This is a genomic window from Yoonia sp., assembly GCF_030731595.1.
Lineage (GTDB): Bacteria > Pseudomonadota > Alphaproteobacteria > Rhodobacterales > Rhodobacteraceae > Yoonia.
On record NZ_JANQTS010000131.1, the window covers coordinates 1 to 9,711 of the forward strand.

Sequence of the window (9,711 nt, forward strand, 5' to 3'; positions counted from 1 at the left end):
GCGCGGCGAATTTCTTCGTCGCGGCCAATGATCGGGTCGATCTTGCCTTGCTCGGCGGCCTCGGTCAGGTCGCGGGCATATTTCTTGAGCGCGTCAAAGCTGTCTTCGGCAGTCGCACTATCAGCGGTGCGGCCTTTACGGATGTCATTGATCGCGGCATTCAGCTTCATCGCGGAAACACCGCCCGCATCCAGCGCATCCTTGGCCTTGGATTTCACCACAGCGAGCGCTGTCAGCAAGCGTTCGACGGGGACAAAACTATCGCCTGCCTTCTTGGCAATCTTTTCGGCCTCATCCACGACTTTGGCCGTGGTGTTGTCCAAATAGACTTGCCCTGTATCGCCGGATACTTTGGGTATCTTGGCAAGGGCTGCCTCAACCGCGCCGACAACGGCACGCGCATCGCCGCCTGCATGTGAAATCAGGTTGGTGGCCAACCCTTCTTCGTCATCCAGCAGCGCCTTGAGCAGGTGTTCGGGGGCGAGTTTCTGGTGATCCTCGCGCATTGCGATCGTCTGGGCGGCTTGGATAAAGCCGCGCGACCGCTCGGTGAACTTGTCTAAGTTCATGGGTCTCTCCTTTGTTAAGCGCCCTGTTCATTGGGATGCCTGCTTGGCAGCACATCCCGGTCTGGGCCTCGATTCCTAAATGGGATGCTTGGCATGAACGTACAAGACCACAGAGGATGAATTCAGGAAGCGGGATACCCAATAGCACTTTGGCACCAGCAAAGAGGATTCGTGTTGATACACATCAATCGGGGATATCTCGGCATCTGTTGCGTCCGTGACGAGGGATCGCTAGACCCCCAACAACCAATCAAGGAGTAAACCTCATGTCCGATGACCGCCTGATCGTTGCGCTGGACGTTCCCAATGTCCTTGATGGGCTAGAACTTGCAAAAAAGCTTGGGGATAGCGTGAGCTTTTACAAAATCGGCTTGGGGATGCTTACTGGCGGTGGGCTCGCGCTGGCCAATGAATTGAAACAGGAACACGGCAAGCGCATTTTTCTGGACATGAAGTTCTTTGATATCGGCGCCACTGTCGAAGCGGCGGTACGCGGCGTGGCCCAATTCGATCTTGATTTTCTGACCGTACATGGTGACCCGCATGTGGTGCGCGCTGCCCGCGAAGGGGCCGGCGGGTCCGACATGAAAATTCTGGCCGTGACGATCCTGACCTCACTGGACCGCGACGATCTGGATGCCTCCTGCATCAAGGCCGGATCTGTCGCCGATCTGGTGCAGGAACGGGCCGGAATTGCGCTCTCGAACGGGGCGGACGGCGTGATTGCCTCACCACAAGAGGCCGCTTTGATCCGCGCTTTACCCGAGGCTAAAGGAAAACTGATTGTGACACCCGGCGTGCGGCCTGCGGGTGCGGCCCTTGGCGATCAAAAGCGGGTCATGACCCCCGCGCAGGCCATCGCAAACGGGGCCGATCATGTGGTTGTCGGCCGCCCCGTCTGGCAGGCAGCCGACCCGTTCAAAGCCGCAATGGCTATTCAGGCAGAGCTGGCGTCACCGCAAGCGCAAACACCTAATCGTTGACATCCGTATCCCAGATTTTCACCTGTCCGGTGCGCAAACCGAAATACTTGCGCATCGCGATATAGGCGATCAGCGACAGCACGGCAAAGATCACCAGTGTGAGCGCCAATCCGGTGGCAGATATACCGAACAGGATCAATAATCCCATCACGCCCGCGCCAATCGCGAACCCCAGAAAGATGTAGCCGGGGATCAAGACTTCGAGCGTGGCCAGGATCAGGGCGCCTGACATCCAAACCCACCATTCTGTCCAAAGTGGCATCATCCACGTCCTTTCAGCATCGAGAATGCATTCGCGAAGGCGTCCAGCGCATTGGCAGGCAGGATCACTGTCTGGCTTCCGGCACTTGTGCCCAGCGCCTGCAAGGCTTCAACCTGTTTGAGAGCGACCTGATACTGCGCCGCCTCCAGACCGTTCTCGGCAATCGCGCCAGCAACCACCTGCGTGGCATAGGCCTCTGCATCGGCCAGAACACGACGGGCCTTTGCATTTTGCTCGGCGGCATAAAGTTCAGCATCCGATTGCAACTCGACCGCGCGTTTCTTGCCCTCGGCCTCGGTCACCTGCGCGCGGCGGGCACGTTCAGCGTTCAATTGCTGCAACATCGCGTTTCTGGTTTGCTGGTCCAGATTGACGTCCAGGATTTCAGCCCGCGTGACCTCGATCCCCCAGTCATCGACCTGCTGCGACACTTGCGTGCGCACCGCATCGATCAGGTTGGCCCGATTGGCCTGTACCTGGTCCAGCTCCATCCGTCCAATCTCGGACCGGACGATACCAGCAACCGTGGTGGAAATCGCGCCGTCTACGTCGCGGATACGATATACGGTCTTTTCCGGCTCGATGATCCGGTAGAAAACCGATGTCTCGACCTGCACCAACACGTTGTCCGATGTGATCGCATCCTGCGTCATGGATGGCAGTTGACGTTCGAGGATCGAGACCTGATGCCGGACACGGTCCAGAAACGGCACGATAAAGTTGATGCCTGGCCCTAAAACCGACCGCAGCCGCCCAAGGCGTTCCACGACATATTTTTCCGATTGGGGCACAATGCGGACCCCTGCCGAAATACAGACGATGATAAACACCGCAAGCAGCAGATAGAGCACATTCTGGCCCAGAAATTCAGCAAAGACGTCTTCCATTGGCGTATCTGTCCCTCGTTGTTGTGAGGGACAGATAGTCGCGCCTTAAGCCGTTTTCAATGTATACTGCGGCATACTATTGCTTTTGAACCGCGCTGTGACCGCCGCGCCAATCGTGTCCGCGGTCGCAGGGCTGAGCGTCCATCCAAGATGCCCATGACCGGTGTTATAAAACACCCGATCGTTCTTGCCGGGTCCGACACGCGGCATCATATTGGGCATCATCGGACGAAGCCCGGCCCATGGCACGCAATTCTCGGTGGACACGTCGGGAAAATGCTCTTCACACCATTTGATCAACGGGCGCACGCGGCGTTCCAGTATATCGCGGTTTTCGCCGTTAAACTCTGCGGTGCCTGCAATGCGCAAACGGTTCTTGCCCAGACGGGACGACACGATCTTGGCCTTGTCGTCCAAAAGCGATGTGGTCGGGGCCGCCGCCTGACTTGCAGCATCGTCCAGATTGACGGTGATCGAATAGCCTTTGACCGGATAGATATTCACACGGTCGCCCAACATCTGCGCAAACTTGCGGCTGGCCACACCGGCAGAGACAACGATGGCATCGTAACGCTCTTCGTTGCCGCACTCGACATAAACGCCATCGGTACGCACATGCAGATCGGTCACAGGCGCGCCAAGCTTGAACACCACGCCTTGTGTCTTCAGCCACTCTGCCAGACCCATAGTAAACTTGTGGATATCGCCAGTGCTGTCGCTTTCGGTCCAAAAACCGCCAATGATATCGCCGCGCAGTGTTGGCTCTTTGGCAAAAACCTCATCGAGGGTCAGTTCGTGGCGCTCCAGCCCGCCTTCGGCCAGTAAACCATTGACCATGCGGGCATGGCGCAGGTCTTTCTCGGTCTTATAGAAATGCAAGATACCCGCTGGGCTGAAATCGAAATCAACACCGGAACGATCCGCCATTTCAGAAAGTCCTGCACGGGCGGCAACGGCCATTGCGGCAGTTCTTGTGGTATTGGTCTTGTAGCGCGGAATATTCGCCAGAAACTCGGTCATCCAGCTGACCTTGTGCCAACCGGGGCGCGGATTGACGAAAAGCGGCGCATCGCCCTGCAGCATCCATTTGATACCTTTGAGGACTGTGGACCATTGGTTCCAGACTTCAGCATTCGAGGCGCTGAGTTGGCCACCATTGGCAAAACTGGTTTCCATCCCGGCATAGCGCTGGCGGTCATAAACCGTCACGTCAAAGCCGCGGATCATCAGTGAATAAGCAGTTGTGACACCGGTAATCCCGGCGCCGAGTACAGCAATAGAAGGCATGGTAAATCCCCTACCATATGCCCCCACCGTCTGCTGTACCTGAGAGTTTCACCCGCGTCGGGCTTGCTCCTTCGGTGGACCATTCAAGGCCGCTCTTCGGCGTGTTGCACCCCGACCGGTCCTTTTGCCTGAGAGTGACCGGGGCGGTTGCTCCTTCGGCGACGGACCTGACCGTTCTCTCCCGGTCAAGGTGGTTCGTATGGGGGCCGCTTTAATACAACTGCAGCGAAACGCAAATGAAAACGCGCAGGCACACCATTTTTCTTCCGAGCTGAAATATCCCCGCCGGAGGCACTGAATTTCTCGAAATTTGGTTTCAGGCTCGATCCGCAAATCGCCTGCCCCGTTGTGTCCTTGTCGAAGCCCTCATAGATTGCTGCCATGCCCGCATTGTGCCGTGATTGCCTGACCACCTTCGACAGTGAAACCCGCTGTCCGCAATGCCGCAGCCCAAGGGTGACGCGACACCCGGAACTCTTTGACCTGAGTATCGCCCACATGGATTGCGATGCCTTCTATGCCTCGGTCGCCAAGCGGGACAATCCGGCACTGGCCGACAAACCGGTCATTATCGGTGGGGGGCGGCGCGGGGTTGTTTCGACCGCCTGCTATGTGGCGCGGATCAAAGGCGTGAAATCCGCGATGCCGATGTTTCAGGCGCTGAAACTCTGTCCGGAGGCCGTTGTCGTGCGGCCTGATTTTGACGCCTATGTCACTGCCTCGCGCGCGATCCGCGAGATGATGGATGAACTGACACCCATCGTGGAGCCGCTCTCGCTGGACGAAGCCTTCATGGACCTTTCCGGCACAGCCCGCGTGCACCATGCGCCTCCGGCCGTAATGCTCGCGCGGTTGATCAAGCGGATGAAAGATGAATTGGGACTTACGGGTTCCATCGGCCTGTCACACAACAAATTCCTTGCCAAGGTCGCATCCGACCTCGACAAACCGCGCGGCTTTTCGGTCATCGGTAAGGCGGAAACCACAGCCTTCTTACGACCCAAATCGGTCCGGCTGATCTGGGGCATCGGGCCTGCTGCGCAAAGCAGTCTGGAGAGCGCGGGCATTCGCACTTTTGATGATCTGTTGCGCTGGGACAGGCGCGATCTGCATGACCGGTTCGGCGGCATGGGTGAACGGCTTTATAGCCTTGCGCGCGGCGAAGACGGGCGGCGGATTTCATCTCACAGCCCCGTCAAGACGCTCTCGAACGAAACGACCTTCAACGAAGATACAGGCGATATCGACATTCTTGATGGGCACCTGTGGCGGATGGCCGAAAAAGTCAGCGCGCGGGCCAAGGCCAAAGACAAAGCCGGGCGCGTGGTCACACTCAAACTCAAGACGTCCGATTTCAAGCTGATCTCCAAGCGTCAAAGCCTGCGCCATCCCACACAGATCGCCGATACGATTTACAGGACCGCGCGGGGGCTATTTGATCAGGTCGGGAATCGCGGTCCGTTCCGGCTCTTGGGTGTCGGGCTGTCAGAGATCACGACCGATACAGACGCCGACCGAGAGGGGGACCTGCTCGACCCTGGTGCAGCCAGACGTGCGCAGGCAGAAAAGGCCGCTGACAAAATCCGAGAGCGGTTTGGCAAGGATGCGATCATCAAAGGGCGCGCCCTGCGATAAGGGTCAGGTAGGTCTTGACCCAGCTGACCTGCTGGACATACGGTTCCTTCAACAGTGTCATGCAAACAAGAGGAGGACAGTGCTGAACATGCGTATCATCCGCCAGCTTCAGCACGGCCCCCGTTTCGCCCTGTAAATCCGTTTGCAGGGCTGATCGCACCACGGTCTGCCCAATCAGCCGCCTTCGCGGCAAACCCCTTGTATGACCGAGACCCCTTATGACCATCATCAACATCAATGCCCTTGGCGTGACCTTGGGCGATCCGCTTTTTACCGACCTTAACCTCACAATCTCCAAAGGCGACCGCATCGGCCTCGTCGCCGCCAACGGGCGCGGCAAATCCACCTTGATGGGATGCATCGCAGGGATGTTCGAACAAACCACCGGTGAAATCACCCGCGCGCGCGGGCTCCGCGTGGGTTATGTCGTCCAAAATATCTCCGAGACCGCGCAAAACAAAACGCTCTACGACTTGGTGCTTGGCGCGCTACCCCCGGAACAGGCGGAGTATGAGAGCTGGCGTGTGGACGTCGTCCTGGATGACCTCAAAGTCCCTTATGAGTTGCAACACAAACCGCTGTTGGAACTCAGCGGCGGCTGGCAACGCACTGCCCTTTTGGCCGCTGCATGGATCACAGAGCCGGATATTCTGTTGCTGGACGAACCCACCAACCACCTTGATCTGCACCGGATCGGCCTGCTGCAAGACTGGCTGTCGGCCCTGCCCCGCGACACGCCCGTTGTCATCACCAGCCATGACCGCGCGTTTCTGGATGCCACAACAAACCGCACACTCTTTCTGCGGGCAGAGCGTTCGCGCGTTTTTCAACTGCCCTTCTCGGCGGCCCGTGCCGCTTTGACCGAGGCGGATGAAGCGGACGGGCGCCGCTTTGCCAACGACCTCAACAAAGCGCAGCAATTGCGCAAGCAAGCTGCCAAGCTCAAGAATATCGGGATCAACTCCGGTTCTGATCTTCTGATCAGCAAAACCAAACAACTCAGCGAACGCGCGGCCAAGATCGAAGCGGCCGCAAAGCCCGCACATCATGAACGCAGCGCTGGTGACATCAGGCTTTCCAATAGCGGAACGCATGCAAAAGCCCTGATTACGCTGGATGATGTCCCTATTAAAACACCAGACGGCCGGCTGCTTTATACCACCGGTAAGAAATGGATCGCTCAAGGCGACCGCATCGTGCTGCTGGGCACCAATGGCACGGGCAAGACCCAACTGGTCAAAATGATCCATCGCGCGGTGATGGGTGAAAGCGACATTGTGAAATGCGCGCCAAGCCTCGCAATGGGCTATTCCGACCAACACCTAAGCCAATTGGATGACAGCGATACCCCGATGACGGCGGTGGCAGGCCAGTTCGATGTCGGCGATCAAAGGGCGCGCGGACTTTTGGCTGGGGCGGGTGTCACGATCCAGATGCAGGACAGCAGGATCGGTACTCTGTCAGGCGGCCAAAAGGCACGGTTGGCGATGCTGATTTTGCGCCTCCGCCAGCCCAATTTCTATCTGCTGGACGAACCGACCAACCACCTTGATATCGAAGGACAAGAGGCGCTGGAGGATGAGTTGATCCATCACGGTGCAACCTGCCTGCTTGTCAGTCACGACCGCAGCTTTTTGCGCAACGTCGGCAATCGGTTCTGGCAAATCGACCGCAAGCGGCTGGTCGAGGTCGATGATCCCGAGCCGTTCTTGCAAGGGCAGATGGCTGGCTGATGCTGCCTTAGGGCCTTAGGGCGCAGCAGAGCAGAAGGAGCAATTGGATAGGCGGACGATACCAATGTTCATCTTGTTGTCCTTCTGGGGATTTGAGTATTTGGCGGCCATCCGCGTATCTGGCTTCATGAAAAAACAATTGATCATGCGTCGCGCTGAGGCGGCCAACCAAACTATGCGTTTTGAAACGCTTGATGCGCTTCGCGGCATCACTGTCATTTTGGCGATGGTTGACCACGTCAAAGTGCAGTTTGTCAGTGATGTGCATGTTTTGATCCCATTGACCCGCCTCTCTACACCAGGGTTTGTCATTCTTTTTGGCGTGATGATCGAGATCGCATACCTGTCAAAGCTGCGTGCAGGGCGCACTCTGCGTTCGGTCCGAGAGCGCATGGCCGCGCGCCTGATCACGTGCTGGTCACTTGCAACCCTTCTGAGTTTGGCCGCCTTTGCCTCAGGCAATCTTGATTTTGATACAGCATGGCGTGCGGCTTTGGGTTTGGAGTTGGGGCGGTTCAATGAGATCCTTTTGATCTATGCCGCATTCTTTGCGTTCTTGATCGCCATCCTGCCTCTTGTCCTACGATATGGCTCTGTACTCATTCTTGCGATTGCGCTTTTCGGTTGGCTCTTGCAGCCGATCTTTGCGGCCGCGTTCCCCGAACCACCTCTTTTCGTGAATATGGTTCTCGGGGTGGGGACCGGATATGGCCCGGCCCTTTTACCTGCAATGACTTTTCTTGGGTTCGGCCTTGCATTGGGCGAAGCGTTGAATGGTCGGCGCAGTTATCTATTGGTCGGGGTCATGGCGTTTATTGCGCTTTTGGTGTGCGGTTCAGAACTTTCGCATGGCGTGATGGAAGCGGGCCGCAGGTTCCTTGCCAACCGATGGATCAACCATCCGGGATATTATGCGGTGGGGATCCTTGGATTTATCGGCATGTTTGTCTGCCTGTTGCTCGCAAGTCGCATTGACAGGCTCGCCGGTTTGCTGAACGCGCTTGCAAAGATCGGATCGCAGTCTTTGTTCGTCTACGGCGTGGGAAACCTCTGGCTGAACCTTTTGCCGATGGTCGACATGCCGCGCGCTCTGGGAGTTTGCGTCGCATTCTTGTTCTTGGCCTGTCTGATTTCCCTAGCGCTTGCAGGACCCGCAAAACGCAATGTGATGGGGATGGGACTCCCTGCGTTATGGGGCGAACAATACGGCAAATTGCGCGATCTTATGGCAAGACGACTGGTCCCTGCCTAGGCTGACTGTACCCTGCGGAGTTTGGCCCAGACACCAAATTTATTCCGCCGCCATCCTCATCTCGGCAGAGCGTCCGATGTCGGTCAGTTCTGCGATCACACCTGTCAGAAGGGTGCGAAACGCATCGAAGTCAGCGCTGGGTTCCAGTGTCTTTTCGTTCATGTAGAGTGCGCGGTCGATCTCGACCTGAATAGCATGCTGCTGGCGCGACGGGCGGCCATAGTGTTGCGTGATAAAGGCCCCTGCAAAGGGCATGTTGCGCGCGACGCGCAGGCCCGCACTGGCAAAGGCAGCTTCGACCTGTTCGACCACCGATCCTGCGGCCGTTGCCCCGAACCGGTCTCCCAGCACGATATCAGGTCGCGCGCTACCGGGAGGGCCCACATTTTCCAATGCTTCATGCGGCATTGAATGGCAGTCGATCAGGATCGCTTCACCAAAGGTGTTGTTGCTTTCATCCAGCAGCGTCTGCAACTGGTCGTGATAGGGTCGCCAATACTGCGCGATCCGCTGATGCGCCTCGGCCAGCGAAATCTTTCCGCGGTAAATCTGGCGGCCATTTGCCACCACGCGCGGGACAACGCCAAGGCCGCTGGCGATGCGGGGATTATGCGCGCTGCGCCGCACCCCTTCGATAAGCGCAGAGTCCAATTCATCGGCCCCGCGGTTCAGATCAAGAAAAGCACGTGGCGCGTTTGCAGTCAGCAGCGGAGCCCCGTGATCCGGCACGGATTCGAATAGCCTGTCAACAAAGGCGTCTTCGGATGATCTGATCTGGTCTGCGTCCAGCACCGAGTTGCGCAAGAACGACGCCGGATAATCACGGCCACTATGCGGTGACGCGAAAACCACACTCGTTGTGCGGGCCTTCGGGCGGGCCAGATGGAAAGCGGTATTGAGCAAATGTTTGTCCCTTCGTATCCTTACATAGACCTTTTTCTGATTTTTCCAAAAGCCCTTGATCCCCCTTCCGACTCCTTTTATAGACCGCACGACTGACGTGGGCCTTCCGCGTCCTATTTCGTTATGGGACACTGGACAAAGCAGCAGACATGGATGATTAGCTCAGCGGTAGAGCACTTCGTTGACATCGAAGGGGTCAC

At 57.4% G+C, this 9,711-nt stretch carries 9 protein-coding genes and 1 riboswitch; of the genes, 4 read left to right on the forward strand and 5 right to left on the reverse strand.

The features are described from left to right. A partial coding sequence (locus NWQ23_RS15440) for a Clp protease N-terminal domain-containing protein (RefSeq protein ID WP_306167282.1) occupies nt 1-569 on the reverse strand: 569 nt, incomplete at its 3' end. 266 nt (nt 570-835) lie between these two features. On the opposite strand from NWQ23_RS15440, the gene pyrF reads away from it, so the two are divergent. After that, a complete protein-coding gene (gene pyrF, locus NWQ23_RS15445) occupies nt 836-1,552 on the forward strand; it encodes an orotidine-5'-phosphate decarboxylase (RefSeq protein ID WP_306167283.1) in 717 nt (238 codons plus the stop codon). Here pyrF and NWQ23_RS15450 read toward each other — a convergent pair. Genes NWQ23_RS15450 through NWQ23_RS15460 form a run of 3 tightly spaced genes read right to left on the reverse strand, consistent with a single transcriptional unit; the run spans nt 1,542 to nt 3,988 of the window. Further along, nucleotides 1,542-1,814 carry an NfeD family protein gene (locus NWQ23_RS15450; RefSeq protein ID WP_306167284.1) on the reverse strand — a complete coding sequence of 91 codons (273 nt, stop codon included), beginning with the start codon at nt 1,812-1,814 and terminating at the stop codon, nt 1,542-1,544. The genes pyrF and NWQ23_RS15450 overlap by 11 nt on opposite strands. Further along, on the reverse strand, nt 1,814-2,701 hold the full coding sequence (locus NWQ23_RS15455; RefSeq protein ID WP_306167285.1) for an SPFH domain-containing protein: 888 nt from the start codon (nt 2,699-2,701) through the stop codon (nt 1,814-1,816). The genes NWQ23_RS15450 and NWQ23_RS15455 overlap by 1 nt, the downstream gene beginning before the upstream one ends. Nucleotides 2,702-2,746: 45 nt before the next feature. After that, nucleotides 2,747-3,988, reverse strand: coding sequence for a D-amino acid dehydrogenase (locus tag NWQ23_RS15460; protein WP_306167286.1), 1,242 nt, complete (start codon nt 3,986-3,988; stop codon nt 2,747-2,749). A 106-nt stretch (nt 3,989-4,094) separates the two neighbouring features. Then, nucleotides 4,095-4,182, reverse strand: a riboswitch (glycine riboswitch). 187 nt (nt 4,183-4,369) lie between these two features. Between NWQ23_RS15460 and NWQ23_RS15465 the strand changes: the two genes are divergently transcribed. The 3 genes from NWQ23_RS15465 (at nt 4,370) to opgC (ending at nt 8,608) form a co-directional block, all read left to right on the forward strand. Then, nucleotides 4,370-5,623: a DNA polymerase IV gene (locus NWQ23_RS15465; protein WP_306167287.1), complete on the forward strand. Its 1,254-nt coding sequence runs from the start codon at nt 4,370-4,372 to the stop codon at nt 5,621-5,623. A 218-nt stretch (nt 5,624-5,841) separates the two neighbouring features. Then, complete coding sequence (locus NWQ23_RS15470; RefSeq protein ID WP_306167288.1) at nt 5,842-7,356, forward strand: ABC-F family ATP-binding cassette domain-containing protein; 1,515 nt, start codon at nt 5,842-5,844, stop codon at nt 7,354-7,356. Between the two features lie 127 nt (nt 7,357-7,483). Then, the gene (gene opgC, locus NWQ23_RS15475; protein WP_306167289.1) at nt 7,484-8,608 is read left to right on the forward strand and encodes an OpgC domain-containing protein; all 1,125 of its coding nucleotides are present in this window, start codon (nt 7,484-7,486) and stop codon (nt 8,606-8,608) included. A gap of 39 nt (nt 8,609-8,647) precedes the next feature. On the opposite strand, the gene NWQ23_RS15480 is transcribed toward opgC, so the two are convergent. Beyond that, nucleotides 8,648-9,511, reverse strand: coding sequence for an N-formylglutamate amidohydrolase (locus tag NWQ23_RS15480; RefSeq protein WP_306167290.1), 864 nt, complete (start codon nt 9,509-9,511; stop codon nt 8,648-8,650). Nucleotides 9,512-9,711 lie beyond the last annotated feature (200 nt).